The organism is Streptomyces sp. NPDC059564, from assembly GCF_042735575.1.
Taxonomy (GTDB): Bacteria; Actinomycetota; Actinomycetes; order Streptomycetales; family Streptomycetaceae; genus Streptomyces.
Genome location: NZ_JBHWBP010000069.1, coordinates 1 through 17,333, shown reverse-complemented (window position 1 = coordinate 17,333; position 17,333 = coordinate 1). Strand labels below are relative to the sequence as shown.

The window sequence follows — 17,333 nt, the reverse complement described above, 5'->3', positions numbered from 1 at the left end:
ACCGCCTTCTGCGTCTGGACGCCCGTCTCCAGTGATCACGGAAGGGTACTCCGCGCGCACGGCCCGACGCAGCCCGAAGCGGCCCCCAGGTGACCCCATGCCCCCTGGTCCGGCCGTCCGTTGACTCATTATGTGATGCCCCGACAGTCTGCTGACCCGCATATCAGCTCTCCGGGTCACCCGTCAGGAGCATCGCAAGTCCACGCGTGCGGACCCTCTTTCGGGGAAGATCTGGCAGTGACGTGATCGACGCCGGATCAGCCGGACCAGGATGGGAAGAGTCGTTATCTATGCAGGTCTGGCCGGGACAGGCGTATCCACTGGGTGCCACGTACGACGGCGCCGGGACCAATTTCGCGGTCTACTCCGAGGCCGCGCGGCGCATCGAGCTGTGCCTCCTGCACGACGACGGCTCCGAGACCGCCGTCGAGCTGCGCGAGACGGACGCCTTCGTACGCCACGCCTACCTGCCCGGGGTGATGCCGGGCCAGCGGTACGGATTCCGCGTGCACGGCCCGTACGAGCCCGAGCGCGGGCAGCGCTGCAACGCGGCGAAGCTGCTGCTGGACCCGTACGCGCGGGCCATCAGCGGCAAGGTCGACTGGGGCGAGCAGGTCTACGGCTACCACTTCGGCCGGCCCGATTCGCGCAACGACCTGGACTCGGCCCCGCACACGATGAGTTCGGTCGTGGTCAATCCGTACTTCGACTGGGCCAACGACCGCCCGCCGCGCCACGAGTACCACCACACCGTCCTCTACGAGGCCCACGTCAAGGGCCTGACCATGCGTCATCCCGAGCTCCCCGAGGAACTGCGGGGCACCTACGGGGCGCTCGCGCACCCGGCGGTGATCGGGCACCTGACGAAGCTCGGGGTGACGGCGCTGGAGCTGATGCCGGTGCACCAGTACGTCAACGACCACCGGCTGGTCAACGACGGGCTGAGCAACTACTGGGGCTACAACACCATCGGCTTCTTCGCCCCGCACAACGGCTACGCCTCGGGCGACCGGGGCCAGCAGGTGCTGGAGTTCAAGTCCGCGGTCCGGGCACTGCACGAGGCGGGGATCGAGGTGATCCTGGACGTGGTCTACAACCACACCGCCGAGGGCAACCACCTGGGCCCGACGCTGTCCTTCCGCGGCCTGGACAACGCCTCGTACTACCGGCTGGCCGAGGAACCCCGGCACTACATGGACACCACCGGCACCGGGAACTCGCTGCTGATGCGGTCCCCGCACGTACTCCAGCTGATCATGGACTCGCTGCGCTACTGGGTCACCGAGATGCACGTGGACGGCTTCCGCTTCGACCTCGCGGCCACCCTGGCCCGGCAGTTCCACGAGGTCGACCGGCTGTCCTCGTTCTTCGACCTGGTGCAGCAGGACCCGGTGGTCAGCCAGGTGAAGCTGATCGCGGAGCCCTGGGACCTGGGCGAGGGCGGCTACCAGGTGGGGAACTTCCCGCCGCTGTGGACCGAGTGGAACGGCAAGTACCGGGACACCGTACGGGACTTGTGGCGGGGGCAGCCCCGTACGCTCGCGGAGTTCGCGGGCCGGCTGACCGGCTCGTCCGACCTCTACCAGGACGACGGGCGGCGGCCGCTGGCCTCCATCAACTTCACCACCTGCCACGACGGTTTCACCCTGAACGACCTGGTCTCGTACAACGACAAGCACAACGAGGCCAACAGGGAAGGCAATCGGGACGGCGAGACGCACAACCGGTCCTGGAACTGCGGGGTCGAGGGGCCGACGGAGGATCCGGAGGTGGCGGAGCTGCGGGAGCGGCAGATGCGCAACTTCACGGCGACGCTGATGCTTTCGCAGGGCGTGCCGATGCTCAGCCACGGCGACGAGTTCGCCCGCTCGCAGGACGGCAACAACAACGCCTACTGCCAGGACAACGAACTGTCGTGGGTGACCTGGCCCGAGCCGGGCAAACCGGCGCCCACACTGCTGGAGTTCACCCGGCGGATGGTCTGGCTGCGCCGCGACCACCCGGTGTTCCGGCGGCGCCGGTTCTTCCACGGACGGCCGGTGGAGGGCACGCACGACGAGCTCTCCGACATCGCCTGGTTCACCCCGCACGGGGAGGAGATGCGGGCCCGCGACTGGCAGGCGCAGCACGCGCGGGCGCTGACCGTGTTCCTCAACGGCGAGGCCATCTCCGAGCCCGGCTCGCGCGGGGAGCGGATCACGGACGACTCGTTCCTGCTGATGTTCAACGCGGGCGCCGACCCGCAGGACTTCACCGTCCCGGCGGGGCACGGGGCCCGGTGGCGGCTGGTCGTGGACACGGCGCGGGCGGACGTACTGGCACCCGGCACCGGACCGCAGTACGCGGCCGGGGACCGGGTGGCTCTGACAGGACGGTGTCTGGTGGTGCTTCAGCGGCCGGCGTAGGTGGTGGTGTCGGTGGTGGTGTCGGTACTGCTGTCGGTACTGCTGTCGGTCGGATCGGGTGTGGTCGTGGCGGTGGGTGGCGAGGTCTGTGGCGAGGCCGTCTGCTGGGCCGGGATGAAGGCCTTGGCCGGCGGGCGGGCGGACGGCACCCGGGTGACCAGCGCCAGGGTCAGGCAGAGCGCCGCCGCCCCCACCGCCACCGCGAAGGCCCCGGAGGGACCGTAGGCCTCGGCGAGCCGCCCGGAGACGGCCAGCGCGACGGCCTGGCCGGCCACCAGCGAGCTCGCCGCGAAGGCCATCGCCTCCGCGAGCCGGGCGGGCTCGACGACGCGCTCGGTCAGCGCGAAGGCGGTGATCAGGTGCGGGGCGTAGGCGGCGCCGAGGACGGTGACGACTGCGTACAGCGGCCAGAGGCTGCCGGTGAACAGCAGCGGCACCGAGAGGACCAGCGCGGCGCCGGTGGCCACCCGCCAGCGCAGCCGCAGCCCGAACCGCGCGGGCAGCGCGCCGAGCGCGAGGCCGACGGCGGCGCTGACGACGCCCATGGCCGCGTACACGATCCCGGCCTGGCCGGGGACCCCCAACTGCGCGGTGAGCGAGGCTATCCCGGCCTGGCAGGCACCGAACATGGCGCCCTGGAGGGCGAGGGAGCCGCGGACGGCGTGGACCACGCGGGGGTGGCGGACCCTGACCGCCGCGCCGCGCGCCCGCGCCGGTGATCCGGCGGTGACGGCGGCGGTCGGGTGCAGGGCGTAGGCGGAGGCGAACACGGCGACCAGGGCGGCCGCGCCGCCGAGGGCGACGGCCGGGTGGGCGACGAGCGCGGCGAGGCCGACGAGGGCGGGACCGAAGACGAAGGAGACCTCGTCGAGGGTGCCTTCCAGTGAGTGGACCGCGCCCACGACGCTCTCGTCGGACCGCGCCCGGTGCGCGAGCGCCACGGAGCGGGTCCGGGCGAGCGGCCCGATCAGCGGTACCGAGGCACCGGTGACGGCGCCGATCGCGGCGAGCGGTACGGTCGCCAGGCCCCCGAGGGCACCGGCGACGAGGGCGGCGGTCGCGACGGCGTTGACGGCGGCCGCGGCGAGGACGACGGGCCGCTGCCCGTGGCGGTCGGCGAGCCGGCCGAGGACGGGTCCGAAGACCACCTGGCCGGCCGAGAGGGTGCCGCCGACGATGCCCGCGGTGGCGAGGGAACCACTGGTCTCGGCGACCAGCAGGACGCTCCCGAACTGGGACATCGCGACGGGCAGTCGGGCGAAGAACGAAATGAGCGGGAGTAGGGGCCCGGTCAGGGCGATGACTTTGCGATAGGTGTTGACGGTTCCAACCACTTGATCGACATTAACCCGGCGCAGTCACCCGGATGCATTGGGTAATGGCACGGAATCGCGTGGGCTGGGTACGTACGTTCTCATGACCCTGCAGTATTCAAGCAGTCCATCAGACACTCCGTCGGACAGTCCGTCTGACAGTCCGTCGAAATCTTCGGAATCTGATGTTCCGGAGCCTGCCGTCCCGGCGTCGACCTACCGTCTCCAACTGCATCCCGGATTCCCGTTCGCCGCGGCCGGGGCAGCCGTACCGTACCTCGCCTCGCTCGGCGTGTCACACCTGCACCTCTCGCCCGTGCTGGAGGCGGTGCCGGGATCGGCGCACGGGTACGACGTCACCGATCACACACGGGTGCGGGCCGAGCTGGGCGGCGAGGCGGGGCTGCGCGCGCTGGCGGCGACCGCCCGGGCGCACGGGCTGGGGCTGGTCCTCGACATCGTGCCGAACCACATGGCGGTGCCGGACCCGCTGCGGCTCAACCGTCCCCTGTGGGAGGTGCTGCGGGAGGGGCCGCGGTCGCCGTACGCGCGCTGGTTCGACATCGACTGGGAGGCGGGCGGCGGACAGCTGCTGCTGCCGGTGCTCGCGGAGAGCGCCGACCCGGCCGGGTACCGCGTCGACGGGGAGGTGCTGCGGTACGAGGAGCGGGAATTCCCGCTGCGCGCCGGGACGGCCGGCCTGCCACTGCCGGAGCTGCTGGCCGCGCAGTGGTACCGGCCCGCCTGCTGGCGGGAGGCCCGCACCGGGTTGAACTACCGCCGGTTCTTCACCATTTCGGACCTGATCGGGGTGCGGGTGGAGGACCCGGACGTCTTCGCCGCGACCCACGCGAAGGTGCTGGAGCTGGTACGGGACGGGGTGCTGGAAGGGCTGCGGATCGACCACGTGGACGGGCTGGCGGACCCCGAGGGGTACCTGCGGCGGCTGCGGGAGGCGGTGGGCGGGGGCTGCTGGGTGGTGGTGGAGAAGATCCTGGCCCGCCAGGAGCGGCTGCCCCGCGCCTGGCCGGTGGCGGGCACGACCGGGTACGACGCGCTGCACCGGGTCGACGGGCTGTTCACCGACCCGGCCGGTGCCGCGGAGCTGGCCCGCGCCCACGCGGAGGCCACCGGCCTGCCCGGCTGGGAGGAGACGGCCGCGGCGGCGGCCCGGGAGGTGCTGACGGTGGACCTGGCGGCGGAGCTGGCCATCCTGGAGCGGCGGGCCGGGGGTGAACTGGCAGCGGGGGTAAGGGAGTTGCTGATGGCCTATCCCGTGTACCGGCCGTATCCCGGTGGGGTGGTGGCCGACGGGGTGGCGGGGGTGCCCGGGGTGGAGGCGGTACGTGAACTCGTGGTGCGGGACCCGGCCTTCGGGGCGCGCTTCGCCCAGACCTCGGCCGCGCTGCGCGCCAAGTCCCTTGAGGACCGGGCCTTCTACCGCTGGGCCCCGCTGCTGTCGGCCACCGAGGTCGGCGGGGCGCCGGGCGCTCCGGCGGTGCCGGTGGCGGAGTTCCACGCGTACTGCGCCGAGCTGGAGCGGGACTGGCCCGCCTCGGGGACGGTGCTGTCCACGCACGACACGAAGCGGAGCGCGGACGTACGGGCGCGGATCGCGGTGCTGTCGCAGGCGCCGGAGGCGATGGGCGGGGGTGGTCGTGAGGGCGGTCGTGGGGGCGGTCGTGGGAGCGGGGATCCCCAGCTGGCGTGGGTCGCGCGGCAGAGCGCGCTCGGGCTGGGGGACGTCCCCGAGCGGGAGGCCCGGCTGGCGGCGGCCCTGCTGAAGGCCGCCCGGGAGGCGGGGCTGCGCACCTCGTGGACCGACCCCGACGAGGCGTACGAGGCGGGCATCGCGGAACTGGTGCCCGGGGAGGCGCTGGAGCTGCCCCCGGAGCTGGCGGAGGCGGCCCGGGCCAACGTCCTGGGCATGGCCCTGCTCCACCTGGCCATGCCGGGGGTGCCGGAGGTGTACCAGGGCTCGGAGACCGAGTACCGGGCTCTGGTGGACCCGGACAACCGCCGCCCGGCGGAGTTCCCGCGCGAGGCGCTGGCCGCCCTCGACGCGGGCACCGCCCCGCACGGCCTGGCGGCGGAGAAGCTCGCGCTGACGACGGCCCTGCTGCGGCTGCGCCGCGACCGGCCCGGGCTGTTCACCGGCTACGTGCCCCTGACGGCCTCGGGCCCGGCGGCCTCCCACTGCGTGGCCTTCGCGAGGTCGGGCGGCCTGGTGGCGGTGGCCACCCGCCTGTCCCACCGCCTGGCCCGCTCGGGCGGCTGGCGGGACACCACCCTGGACCTCCCGCCGGGGGTGTGGCGTCCGATGGGGGCTTCGCACGCAACCCCGCACGAGGGCCGGGTGGCTCTGGCGGAGCTCCTGGCCGCCCTGCCGGTGGTGGCGCTGGTGCGGGGGGAGTAGCGGGGCGGCGCCTCTGACCCCCTCGGGACACCGGGGCGAGCCGGCGCCTGCCCACCCGCCTCCCCGGGCGCGGGCCGGGGTGCCGTGGGGCGGGACCTCGGCCGGCCCGGCTCGGATTCCGCTTTCCGGGGCGAGGCTTTGGCCAGGGGTTTTGGTGGGCGGGGGGAGCAGTAGGGGGCGTGCGGGGCGGGCATGGCATCACTTGTGACCCTCCTCCGTGACATGCGCTACCCCACCCCGCAGGAGCTCGCCCTGGCCGCCCGTGCGCTGGTGGACGAGCACCCCGCCCGGGCCGGGCTCCGACAGGCCGGTGTCTCGCGTGCCGGCCGGCCGCTCTGGCTGCTCTCCGTCGACGGGCGGGGCGGCGGCGGCGACGGCCGGCGTCAGGTGCTCGTCGTCGCCGGGGCCCACGCCAACGAGCCCGTCGGCGGGGCGACCGCCCTGGACCTCGCCCGGCGGGTGCTCCGGGACGGCGGTGGCGGGGCGGGCTGGCACTTCCTGCTCTGTGCCGATCCGGACGGCGCCGAGCTGCACCGCACGCCGCGCCCGTACTCGCTGCTGGACTACCACCGCAACTTCTTCCGGCCGCCCGGTCCCGAACAGCCGGAGTGGGCGCCGTCTTTAGTCGCCCCGGACCGGCTCCCGCCCGAGACCCGTGCGCTGACCGCGCTCATCGGCGAGCTGCGGCCCGTACTGCAGGTGTCCCTGCACGGGACGGACCTCGGCGGGTCCTGGGTGCAGCTCACCCGGGACGTCCCGGGCCTGGCCGAGCCGTTCGCGAAGTCGGCGGCCGAGCTGCGGATCCCGGTGGAGACGGGGGCCTCGGACGCGGCCGGGTGGGCCTCCCCCGGGCCCGGGATCTTCGTGATGCCCGAGGCGGGGGCCGGGCCCGCAGGGGCGTTCCACCCGGAGGACACCCGGCTCAGCACCTGGTGCCACGAGGGCACGACGGCGATCGTCGAGGTGCCCATGTGGGCCTCGGACCTGGTGGACGATCCCGCCCCGCACCCGGACCCGCGGGGCGCCCTGCGGATGCTCGCCGCACGGCTGACCGAGGACTCGGGACGGGTGGCCGGGCTGCGCGGCGGGGCCCGGGGCCCGGAGGACGCCGGGTCCGCCGCGCTGCTGCGGGCGGTGGACTGGACGCTCGGGCTGATCCCCCGGATCGCCGCCGAGTGGACGGGGGCCGGGGTGCCGGACGAGGCCACGGCGGCGGCCGTCGGCAGCATCGACGCCTTCGGGCGCCGGCTGTCGCTGCGCGCCGCCGCGATGCTGCTGCGGGTGCTGCGGGCCCAGGGGCATCCGGCGGCGCCCGGACTGGACCGCCTCGTGACGGGGTGGTGCGAGGAGTTCGCGGCCCGCTTCCAGGCCCGCTGGGTGCCGGTGGCCACCCAGGTGGAGCACCAGTCGAGGACGGTGCTCGCCGCGTACGAGCGGCTCTAGGCGACCGGCCAGGCGTAGCGGCGCTTGGGGTGGGAGGCCGCGCCGAGGCGGTCGTAGAAGCCGATCGCGCCTTCGTTCCAGTCGGGGGTCTGCCATTCGACGTGCGCGAGGCCGAGTTCGCGGGCGAGGGCCGCCACGCCGGTCATGAGGGCGGCGCCGAGGCCGTGGCCGCGGGCGTCCTCGGCGAGGTAGAGGCAGTCCATGTGCAGGTACGAGCGGGCGTCCCAGAAGGCGAACTCCTCCGAGCAGGCGGCGTACCCGGCGACCTCGCCGCCGGGGGTCTCGGCCAGCAGCACCCACAGCCGGGCGTCCCCGCCGAACAGCTGCGGGCCGAGCCGGTCGCCGAGGTCCGCCGGGCGCGGGGCCGACCTCTCGTACGCGACGTGCTCGTGGATGAGTTCGACGAGGCGGGGCAGGTCAGCGGGGCGGGCGGGGCGCACGGTGGGCGGCGTCGGGTTCATGGGGCCATCCTGCGTCCTGACCGGCGGCCGCGGCCAGGCGGGTCAGCCGGTGGAGAGCCGGAAGGTCACGCGGCCGAAGCCGATCTGGTCGCCGTCGCGGACCACGGCCGAGCCGGTGACCCGACGGCCGTTGACGGTGGTGCCGTTGGTGGAGCCGAGGTCCTTGAGGATCCACCTGCCGTCGCGCAGGCTCAGCTCGGCGTGCGCCCGCGAGACGGTCTCGTGGCTGAGCCGCAGCCCGTTGCCGGGGTCGCGGCCGATCCGCAGCGGGCCCGAGCCCGGGTGCGGGAACAGCAGCCGGGGCAGCCGTTCGGCCTGCCAGGCCCGGCGTACCCCGGCGGACACGGCCGAGGCGCGGCCCACCCAGCCGAACAGCCGATGCGTCCAGGGGCTTTCGGCGCCCTCGCGCGCGTCGAGGTCGGCGGTGAGGACGGCGAGGTCCTCGGCGCGCCGGGCGACGAGGGCGAGTTCCATCCGGCGCAGGAAGGTGTCGTGCGACAGCTTTCCGAGGGCCGCGCCCTCCCTGAGCTGGCCCAGCGCCCGGTCGCGCTCCTTGTCGGAGAGCCGCGGGGCGGGGAATGCGGGGAACTCGAAACTCGATGTCACAGGGTGATTGTCGGCCCGTCGGGTGCGGAGTGTCCAGAACTCCCCCGGCGGGCCCGGAATGATGGGCACGATACGCATGCTGGACACCGCCGGAGACGAGGGGACCGTCCGTGCAGTTCGAGGTGTGGGCACCGCTGACAGGTCGGGTCGCCATGCGACTGAACGACGCCGACCACGAGATGACACCCGATCCGGATCCCGGCCGCGCCGGCTGGTGGACCGTGGAGGCGCCGGCGGCTGACGGCGACCGGTACGGGTTCCTGCTGGGCGACGACCCGGTGGTCCGCCCGGACCCCCGCGGCCGGCGGCTGCCGGACGGGCCCGACGGCCCGTCGGCGGTGGTCGACTTCGGGCCGCTCACCCCCGGGGCCGCCGCGCCGCGCACCCCGTTGCAGGACGCGGTCCTGTACGAGCTGCACGTCGGCACCTTCACCCCCGAGGGCACCTTCGACGCGGCCGCCGCCCGCCTCGGGCACCTCACCGCGCTCGGGGTCACGCACGTGGAGCTGATGCCGGTCTGTCCGTTCCCGGGCCGGCACGGCTGGGGGTACGACGGGGTCGCGCCCTGGGCGGTGCACGAGCCGTACGGCGGTCCGGCGGGGCTGGCCCGGTTCGTGGAGGCGGCGCACGCGGCGGGGCTGGGGGTGGTGCTGGACGTGGTCCACAACCACCTGGGCCCCTCCGGCAACCACCTCCCCGCCTTCGGCCCCTATTTCACCGACACCCACCACACCCCGTGGGGCGCGGCGGTGAACCTGGACGCCCCCGGTTCCGACGAGGTCCGCGCGTACTTCACCGGCAGCGCGCTGGCCTGGCTGCGGGACTACCGGATCGACGGGCTTCGGCTGGACGCGGTGCACGCGCTGGCCGACGGGCGGGCGCTGACCTTCCTGGAGGAACTGGCGGCGGCCGTGGACGAGCTGGCGGTGGAGACGGCGCGGCCGCTGTTCCTGATCGCCGAGTCCGACCAGTGCGATCCCCGGCTGACCACGCCCCGTACGGCGGGCGGGCCGGGGCTGCACGCGCAGTGGAACGACGACTTCCACCACGCGCTGCACTGTGCGCTGACCGGCGAATCGCAGGCGTACTACGCGGACTTCGCCGAGGCGCCGTTCGGGGCCCTCGCCAAGACGCTGACCCGGGCGTTCTTCCACGACGGCACCTGGTCCTCCTTCCGGGGCCGCACCCACGGCCGCCCGGTGGACCGGCGCCGCACGCCCGCGCACCGCTTCCTCGGCTACACCCAGACCCACGACCAGATCGGCAACCGGGCGCTCGGCGACCGGCTCTCCGCGTCCCTCTCCCCCGGGCTGCTGGCCTGCGCGGCGACGCTGGCGCTGACGGGGCCGTTCGTGCCGATGCTGTTCATGGGCGAGGAGTGGGGGGCGGGGACGCCCTGGCAGTACTTCACCGACCACCAGGACCAGCAGCTCGCGGAGGCGGTGCGCACGGGCCGGCGCCGGGAGTTCGCGGCGCACGGGTGGAAGGCCGAGGAGGTCCCCGACCCGCAGGACCCGGCGACCCGGGACCGGTCCTGTCTGGACTGGTCGGAGCCGGAGAAGGCCCCGCACGCCCGGCTGCTGGACTGGTACCGGACGCTGGTCGCGCTGCGCCGCTCGCAGTCGGACCTGCGCGACCCGGACCTGGCGGCGGTCCGGGTCGCGTACGACGAGGAGCGTCGCTGGGTGACCTTCCGGCGGGGCGAGGTACGGGTGGCCGTCAACTTCTCCGCCGAGCCGGTGACGATCGCGCTGGGCCGCAACGGGGTGCGGGTGCTGGCCTCCTGGGAGCCGGTGGAACACCCGGGTCCGGACGGGCGGATCCACGTACCGGGCGAATCGGCGGTGGTGCTGGGGCCGTAGGGGACGTAGGGGACGTAGGCGTCGTAGCCGCTACTCGACGATGGCCATGTCGCGCGGGGCGTTGTTCAGGCGGCGCCCGCCGTCCTCGGTGACCGTCACGATGTCCTCGATGCGGACGCCGAACCGGCCGGGCAGGTAGATGCCCGGCTCCACGGAGAAGCACATGCCGGGCAGGAGGGGCTGTTCCTCGCCCTCGATCATGTACGGCGGCTCGTGCGTGGTGACGCCGATGCCGTGGCCGGTGCGGTGGATGAAGCGCTCGCCGTAACCGAACTCGGTGATCACCGCGCGGGCGGCCCGGTCCACGTCCTGGCAGCCCGCTCCGGGGCGGACGGCCGCCACCCCGGCCTGCTGGGCCTCGCGGACGATGTCGTGGACGCGCTGTTCCTCGGGGGTGGGCTCGCCGACGTGGACGGTGCGGGAGATGTCGGATCCGTAGCCGTGCTTGAGGCCGCCGAAGTCGAGGACGACCATGTCGCCGCGCTGGATGACGCGTTCGCCGGCCTCGTGGTGCGGGTTGGCGCCGTTGGGGCCGGAGCCGACGACGGTGAAGTCCACCTGGGAATGGCCGTGGACGCGCAGCAGCCCGGCCAGGTCGGCGGCCACCTCGCTCTCGCGGCGGCCGGAGAAGGGGACGTGCAGGATCTGGGCGTAGGCGGCGTCGGCGGCTTCCCCGGCGGCCGCGAGGCGGGCCAGTTCCCGCTCGTCCTTGACGGCGCGCAGCATGGGCAGGGCGTCGGTGAGGGCGGTGTAGGTGGTGGTGGGCAACTCCCTTTGCAGGCCGAGGAGGTGGAGGGCCCAGGTGTTGTCGCTGACGCCGAAGCGGCCGCTGACGTCGAGCAGGGGTGCGGTGACCCCGTACGGGTTCTTGCCGTCGGTCCAGTCGCGCAGGGTCAGCGCGCCCGCGCCGGGGGCCTTGGCGGCGTCGGGGGCCTCCAGGGCGGGGACGACGAGGACCGGGTCCTGGCCGGCGGCGAGGACGAGCAGGGTGAGCCGCTCGGTGTCGACGGGCCGGTAGCCGGTGAGGTGGGCGAGGTCGGGTCCGGGGGCGATGAGCAGGCCGGCCAGTCCCGCGTCGGCGGCGCTCTGCGCGGCGGCGGCCATCCGGGCGGCGTAGTCGGCGGTGGTGAAGGGGGCGGGGTCCGCGTGTACCGGGTCAGGAGTCATACGGGGATCCTGCCGCGAGCCGGGTGGCGAGCGCAGCGGCCGCGCCGGACAGAGTCGCGGGCGCGAGCAGTTCCGTACGGTGCACCAGGCGCGGGGCGGCGAGCGGTACGCAGACCCCCGCGCCGGCGGCTTCGGCGACGCTGCGCGGGAGCAGGACGAGGCCGTGGCCGGCCGCCGCGAGGGCGCACACGGCCCGCAGGTCGGTGCCCTCGTAGCGCAGTGCGCGCCGGGCGGCGGTGAGCGGCAGGCCCACGTCGGGGGCGTCGAGCCAGCGGGCGTCGGCGAGGTCGTCGAGCCGGACGGAGTCCCGGCCGGCGAAGGGGTGCCCGGCGGGGAGCAGTACGGCCAGCTCCTCCTCGGCGACCCCGGTCACGGTGAGCGGGGCCACGTCGGGCAGCCGGAGCGGATCGCTGGGGGCGGCGGGACCGTCGACGAGGCCGAGGTCGCAGTCCCCGGCGGCGACGGCGGCGGGTACCGCGGCGGGGGGCAGGACGCGCAGGGTGACGCCGGTGGCGGGGAGCGCGGCGAGCAGCCGGGGGCCGACGGCGAGCGGGGAGGCGGCGAGGGTGACCCGGCCGGGCGGCGCGGCGGCCAGCCGCAGCACGTCGGCGCGGGCGGCGTCGAGCCGCAGCAGCAGCGGGCCGGCGTGTTCCAGCAGCCGGGCTCCGGCGGGGGTGGGCGCGACGGGCCGCCGGGTGAGCAGCTCGGCCCGCAGGTCGGCCTCCAGGGCGGCGATGTGCTGCGAGACGGCGGACTGGGTGTAGCCGAGCTCGCGGGCGGCGGCGGAGAAGGAGGAGAGCCGGGCGACGGCGACGAAGGTGCGCAGGAGGTGCGGGTCCATGCCTCCAGGATCGCATCCCCATCAGGATCGCTTATCAGAAGTGCAGGAACAATCGTTGGCGCTGAAGTGGGATCCGGCCGCAGGATGATCCACATGACCACCACCGCACCTCAGCCGCAGACCACCGCCGTCGCCCGGATCGCCCTCGTCGGCGACCGCTCCCCGCACGTGAAGTCCCACACCCGGATCCCGCTCCTGCTCCAGGCCCTGGAGGCACGCGACGGACTCGTCCTCGACGCCTGCTGGATCCCGACGGCCGACGCCGCGGCGGAGGCCGCCGCCGGGACGCTGGCCCGCTTCGACGCCCTGTGGGTGCTGCCCGGCAGCCCGTACGCGAGCGAGTCCGGGGTGCTGGCCGCGATCCGGGTGGCCCGGGAGGAGGGGATCCCCTTCCTCGGCACCTGCGGCGGCTTCCAGCACGCCCTGCTGGAGTACGCGCGCACCGTCTGCGGCCTGCGGGACGCGGCGCACGCCGAGAACGACCCCGGGGCGACGGACGTGCTGATCGCGCCGCTCGCCTGCTCGCTGGTCGGGCACGAGGGGCTCGTACGCACCGAGCCCGGATCGCTCGCCGAGTCCGCGCTGGGCGCCGAGCGGTCGATGGAGCGCTACCACTGCAACTACGGCCCGGCGGCCGAACGCCTGCCCGCGCTCACCGCGCACGGGCTGCGGCTGTCGGGGCACGACGAGGACGGGCAGGTGCGGATCGTGGAACTGCCCGGGCACCCCTTCTACCTCGCCACCCTCTTCCAGCCGGAGCTCGCCGGCGACGGGAGCCGGCCGCACCCGGTGATCCGGGCACTGGCCGAGGCGGCCGTGGCGCGGGCCGCGCGGCGTACGGACGGCCTGGCCGCGCGCCTCGCCGCCACCCTGGCCGGAAGCCGTACCGTCCGATAACCCGTCGCGGGGGCACCCGTCCGATCGGCTATGCTGTGCATGCACGACGAACGGGTGGTCCGCCACCCTTCGTGGTGGGTGTAGCTCAGTTGGTAGAGCACCTGGTTGTGGTCCAGGTGGCCGCGGGTTCAAGTCCCGTCACTCACCCTTCAGTCCCGTGGGGGCTACGAGGTTCTCCTCGTAGCCCCCATAGGCGTTTCCCCGGGATGGCACACTCAAGATCACGCCCGAGAATCCCCTGAGGTCGCGTAGGTCACGATGGACGTCCGGCGGCGCGACTTCCGCCTCCGCTTCCGGCCCGGCCGCGACGACGGGCCGGTCCGGGGCTCAGCGGGCGCGGAGGAAGGCCTCCACTTCCGTCACGAAGGCCACCGGGGTCTCGTGCGGCGGGTAGTGGCCGGAGCCGGGGAGCGTGACGATCCCGCAGTTCGGGTAGAAGGCCTGCCAGGTCCCCCGCATCACCTCGGCGGTGAGCGCGAGGTCGTACTCCCCCACCAGGACCAGCACCGGCACGGTGTTGCCCTTGACGGCGGAGGACAGGTCGAGCGGCTGCCAGCTCGCCAGGTAGCCCGCGAAGGCCTCGGGGCGGGAGACGGCGAGGGAGTGGGCCACCATCCGGTCCACCCAGTGGCGGCTCGCACGGTTGCCGGTGACCAGGTCGAGGATGATCCGGCGCTTCTCCGGGTCCTCGGCGGCCCCGTAGAAGAGGGCGTGGGTCTGGTCGTCCATCGCGTACGGCGCGGCGGGGACCGGGGCGAGGCCGATCAGCTTCTCGATCCGCTCGGGGGCGCGGACCAGCACCTGCTGGACGGCCTTGCCGCCCATGGAGTGGCCGAGCAGGGAGAAGGTGTCCCAGCCGAGCTGGTCGGCGAGTTCGAGCACGTCGTCGGCGATCTCGGCGAGGGTGTGGCGGCCGGGCACGTCCCGGCGCTCGCCGTAGCCGCGGTAGTCGAGGAAGACGTACGAGAACTCCTCCGGGTCCAGGTAGTCCAGTACGGAGCCCCAGTTGGCGGAGGTCCCGAACCAGTCGTGCAGCACGATGACGCGTACGGGCCCGGTGCCGATCCTGCGGTGGGCGATGGCCATGTGTTCTCCCTCGGTGACGAAGCGGTGCGAACCGACGCCGTACGTTCTGCCCACCGGGCCTACCATCACACCGTGATACCGACATCCGGCGCGGAGCCGCTGCTCATGGGGGAGTTCTCGCGGCCCGACGGGGCTCGGCACCCGCACCACCCCCCGACGTACGAGATCCGCGACCCGGCGGAGATCCGGGCCGTCACCGCCACCGAGCCGCACGCCACCACCACCGAGCCGGCGTTCGTGTGCATGTGCGGCGAGCCCTGGGAGGACCCGCACCTCACCGAGGACGCCGTCCGCCTGCGCGACCCGCTGTCCCCCGACGGGATCCCCGCCCGGCACCGGGCCCGGTGGGTCGCGGCGGCGCCCGGGGGGCTGCGGGGGTACGCGCGGGCGCTGGCGGGGGGTGAGGAGGAGCCGGACCGGCCGCGGGGCATGCCGTTCGCCGTGGTGTTCGGCTGGCTGGGTGCCGTACGGGAGGAACCGCGCGACGCGGCCTGGCTGTTGGCCGAGCGCGGCCCCGGACTGCTGCTGGCCGTGGCGCCCGCGGACGAACTGGCCCGGGCGGTCCTGGAGGCGGACCGGGCGGGGCTGGAGGGTGCCGTGCGGTTCTTCGCGAGCGAGGAGTTCACCACCCGGCACCCCAAGCGCCGCCGCGTTCCGGACGCCGCCCGCGACGTCCTCCTGCGGTACGCGCGCGGCCGCCGCCCCGGCGACCTCGCGGTGCTGGAGCGGCGGCTGTTGCGGGTGCCGGAAGACCGGGTCAGACGGTCTTGAGCGCCGGGTCGGAGACGCCCGGGGCGCCCGTTTCCACGTGGCCGGCGAAACGGCGCAGGAAGGTGGCGTCGGCGTCGGAGACGACCTTGACGTCGTACCAGCGGCCCGTCGTGCGCAAGTCGACCGTGGTGGAGACGGTGGCCCCGGGGTTGACCTTGAAGGTCTGGGGGACGCCGTCGTAGGCGTTGGTCACGGTGAGGTTCACCGCGGCGGTCCCGCCGTTGGTCAGGGTGAGCGCCAGGTTGCCGGCGGCGTCCACGTGGCGGGCCGTGACCTCGGGGCCCGCCTTCTTCGCCGGGCCCTTCCAGGTGCGCAGGAAGCCGTTGGGACCCCAGACCGTGAGGTTGACCTGGTTTCCGGTCGAGCTGCTCGTGCTCCAGGTGTCGGAGAGGACCTTGCCCGCCTCGACGGTGTAGGGCCAGGGGCCGTCCGTACGGTTGCCCGAGGTGCTGTGGAAGTGGGCGCCGAGGTAGGGCCCGGAGGCGAACGTCAGGGTGAACTGGCCGGTGGAGACGGTGGCCTTGCCGTCCACGTACGGGGAGTAGCGCAGCGCGCGCGTCGGCTTGGAGCCCGCCTCCTGCTTCGGCAGGGACCCCGTCGCCGGCGGGACCGGGTGGTAGGACGGGTGCGCGTTGTGGTCCGGCGGGACGTAGCCGGCCGTGGAGGGCAGCGCCGCCGGGGAGGCGTCGGCGCGGCTGAAGTCGAAGGCGGAGGTCAGGTCGCCGCAGACGGCGCGGCGCCACGGCGAGATGTTGGGCTCCTGCACCCCGAAGCGCTTCTCCATGAAGCGGATCACGGAGGTGTGGTCGAAGGTCTCGGAGCAGACGTAACCGCCCTTGCTCCAGGGGGACACGACGATCATCGGAACGCGCGGGCCGAGGCCGTAGGGGCCGGCCGCGTAGCCGCCGCCCCCGGCGTAGAGGTCGCGGGTCACGTCCGCCGTGGACAGGCCCCAGGCGGCGGAGGTGGGCGGGTACGGGGGCACGACGTGGTCGAAGAAGCCGTCGTTCTCGTCGTAGGTGATGAAGAAGGCCGTCTTCGCCCACACGGCGGGGTTCGCGGTGAGCGCGTCCAGGACCTGGGAGATGTACCAGGCGCCGAAGTTGACCGGCCAGTTCGGGTGCTCGCTGAAGGCCTCCGGCGCGGCGATCCAGGAGACCTGGGGCAGCGTGCCGTTCACGACGTCCGCGCGCAGCTTGTCGAAGTACCCTTCGCCCGCCTTGGCGTTGGTGCCCGTACGCGCCTTCTCGTACAGGGCGCTGCCGGGCTGGGCGTTGCGGTAGCTGTTGAAGTAGAGGAGGGAGTTGTCGCCGTAGTTGCCGCGGAAGGAGTCGCTGATCCAGCCCCAGGAGCCGGCGGCGTTCAGGCCGTCGCCGATGTCCTGGTAGACCTTCCAGGAGACCCCGGCCGCCTCCAGGCGCTCCGGGTACGTCTTCCAGCCGTAGCCCGCCTCCTGGTTGCCGAGGACCGGACCGCCGCCGGTGCCGTCGTTGCCGGTGTGACCCGTCCACATGTAGTAGCGGTTGGGGTCGGTGGCTCCGATGAAGGAGCAGTGGTAGGCGTCGCAGACGGTGAAGGCGTCGGCGAGGGCGTAGTGGAACGGGATGTCGTTCCGGGTCATGTACGACATGGTCGTGGTCGTCTTGGCCGGGACCCACTTGTCGTACTTGCCGTTGTTGTACGCCTGGTGGCCGCCGGCCCAGTCGTGGTTGAGGCCCTCGACGAACTGCATGCCGAGGTCGTTGACCTGCGGGTGGAAGGGGAGGATGTCCTTCGTACCGTTGGACTGGTAGAAGACGGACTTGCCGTTGTCCTGGAGCACGGGGCGCGGGTCGCCGAAGCCGCGTACGCCCTTCATCGAGCCGAAGTACTGGTCGAAGGACCGGTTCTCCTGCATCAGGACGACGATGTGCTCGATGTCCTGGATGGTTCCGGTGGTGCCCTGGGCGGGAATGGCGGCGGCCCGGGCGATGCTCTCGTTGAGCATCGCGGCCGCGGCGGTTCCTCCCGCGATCTGCAGGAACCGGCGCCGATTGAGTTCAGCCATGGGAGACGACCTCTGGGG

At 73.7% G+C, this 17,333-nt stretch carries 13 protein-coding genes and 1 tRNA gene; 7 read left to right on the top strand and 7 right to left on the bottom strand.

Features of this window, described 5'->3' with window-relative positions; genetic code table 11:
- Window positions 1-290 precede the first annotated feature (290 nt).
- On the top strand, window positions 291-2,405 hold the full coding sequence (glgX, locus tag ACFV0Q_RS15105) for a glycogen debranching protein GlgX (RefSeq protein WP_385005269.1): 2,115 nt from the start codon (window positions 291-293) through the stop codon (window positions 2,403-2,405).
- Here glgX and ACFV0Q_RS15100 read toward each other — a convergent pair.
- Window positions 2,390-3,739 (bottom strand): MFS transporter, encoded by a 1,350-nt coding sequence (locus ACFV0Q_RS15100; RefSeq protein ID WP_385005267.1) that lies wholly within the window; start codon window positions 3,737-3,739, stop codon window positions 2,390-2,392. The genes glgX and ACFV0Q_RS15100 overlap by 16 nt on opposite strands.
- A gap of 82 nt (window positions 3,740-3,821) precedes the next feature.
- On the opposite strand from ACFV0Q_RS15100, the gene treY reads away from it, so the two are divergent.
- Both treY and ACFV0Q_RS15090 read left to right on the top strand, forming a co-directional pair.
- On the top strand, window positions 3,822-6,134 hold the full coding sequence (treY, locus tag ACFV0Q_RS15095; protein ID WP_385005265.1) for a malto-oligosyltrehalose synthase: 2,313 nt from the start codon (window positions 3,822-3,824) through the stop codon (window positions 6,132-6,134).
- Window positions 6,135-6,326: 192 nt separating this feature from the next.
- Window positions 6,327-7,577, top strand: coding sequence for a M14 family zinc carboxypeptidase (locus ACFV0Q_RS15090; RefSeq protein ID WP_385005263.1), 1,251 nt, complete (start codon window positions 6,327-6,329; stop codon window positions 7,575-7,577).
- On the opposite strand, the gene ACFV0Q_RS15085 is transcribed toward ACFV0Q_RS15090, so the two are convergent.
- Together ACFV0Q_RS15085 and ACFV0Q_RS15080 are read right to left on the bottom strand one after the other, a co-directional pair.
- Window positions 7,574-8,038 carry a GNAT family N-acetyltransferase gene (locus ACFV0Q_RS15085; protein WP_385005261.1) on the bottom strand — a complete coding sequence of 155 codons (465 nt, stop codon included), beginning with the start codon at window positions 8,036-8,038 and terminating at the stop codon, window positions 7,574-7,576. The two genes, ACFV0Q_RS15090 and ACFV0Q_RS15085, sit on opposite strands and share 4 nt — an antisense overlap.
- A 42-nt stretch (window positions 8,039-8,080) precedes the next feature.
- Entirely contained in the window at window positions 8,081-8,644 is a 564-nt protein-coding gene (locus ACFV0Q_RS15080; protein WP_385005259.1) for an FHA domain-containing protein, read from the bottom strand.
- 110 nt (window positions 8,645-8,754) lie between these two features.
- Between ACFV0Q_RS15080 and treZ the strand changes: the two genes are divergently transcribed.
- A complete protein-coding gene (gene treZ / locus ACFV0Q_RS15075; protein ID WP_385005257.1) occupies window positions 8,755-10,506 on the top strand; it encodes a malto-oligosyltrehalose trehalohydrolase in 1,752 nt (583 codons plus the stop codon).
- 30 nt (window positions 10,507-10,536) lie between these two features.
- Here treZ and ACFV0Q_RS15070 read toward each other — a convergent pair whose 3' ends face one another.
- Together ACFV0Q_RS15070 and ACFV0Q_RS15065 are read right to left on the bottom strand one after the other, a co-directional pair.
- Window positions 10,537-11,673, bottom strand: a complete 1,137-nt coding sequence (locus ACFV0Q_RS15070; RefSeq protein ID WP_385005255.1) for a M24 family metallopeptidase — start codon at window positions 11,671-11,673, stop codon at window positions 10,537-10,539.
- Window positions 11,663-12,514 (bottom strand): LysR family transcriptional regulator, encoded by an 852-nt coding sequence (locus ACFV0Q_RS15065; protein ID WP_385005253.1) that lies wholly within the window; start codon window positions 12,512-12,514, stop codon window positions 11,663-11,665. Before ACFV0Q_RS15065 ends, ACFV0Q_RS15070 begins: the two co-directional genes overlap by 11 nt.
- 93 nt (window positions 12,515-12,607) lie before the next feature.
- Here ACFV0Q_RS15065 and ACFV0Q_RS15060 point away from each other — a divergent pair, with 93 nt between their 5' ends.
- Window positions 12,608-13,411 carry a hypothetical protein gene (locus tag ACFV0Q_RS15060; protein WP_385005251.1) on the top strand — a complete coding sequence of 268 codons (804 nt, stop codon included), beginning with the start codon at window positions 12,608-12,610 and terminating at the stop codon, window positions 13,409-13,411.
- Window positions 13,412-13,485: 74 nt separating this feature from the next.
- A tRNA-His gene (locus tag ACFV0Q_RS15055) sits at window positions 13,486-13,558 on the top strand.
- Window positions 13,559-13,738: 180 nt separating this feature from the next.
- Here ACFV0Q_RS15055 and ACFV0Q_RS15050 read toward each other — a convergent pair.
- Window positions 13,739-14,551: an alpha/beta fold hydrolase gene (locus tag ACFV0Q_RS15050; RefSeq protein WP_385005249.1), complete on the bottom strand. Its 813-nt coding sequence runs from the start codon at window positions 14,549-14,551 to the stop codon at window positions 13,739-13,741.
- An 18-nt stretch (window positions 14,552-14,569) separates the two neighbouring features.
- On the opposite strand from ACFV0Q_RS15050, the gene ACFV0Q_RS15045 reads away from it, so the two are divergent.
- Window positions 14,570-15,268, top strand: coding sequence for a hypothetical protein (locus ACFV0Q_RS15045; protein ID WP_385005247.1), 699 nt, complete (start codon window positions 14,570-14,572; stop codon window positions 15,266-15,268).
- On the opposite strand, the gene ACFV0Q_RS15040 is transcribed toward ACFV0Q_RS15045, so the two are convergent.
- Window positions 15,255-17,315 carry a phosphocholine-specific phospholipase C gene (locus ACFV0Q_RS15040; RefSeq protein ID WP_385005245.1) on the bottom strand — a complete coding sequence of 687 codons (2,061 nt, stop codon included), beginning with the start codon at window positions 17,313-17,315 and terminating at the stop codon, window positions 15,255-15,257. The genes ACFV0Q_RS15045 and ACFV0Q_RS15040 overlap by 14 nt on opposite strands.
- Between the last annotated feature and the right edge of the window lie 18 nt (window positions 17,316-17,333).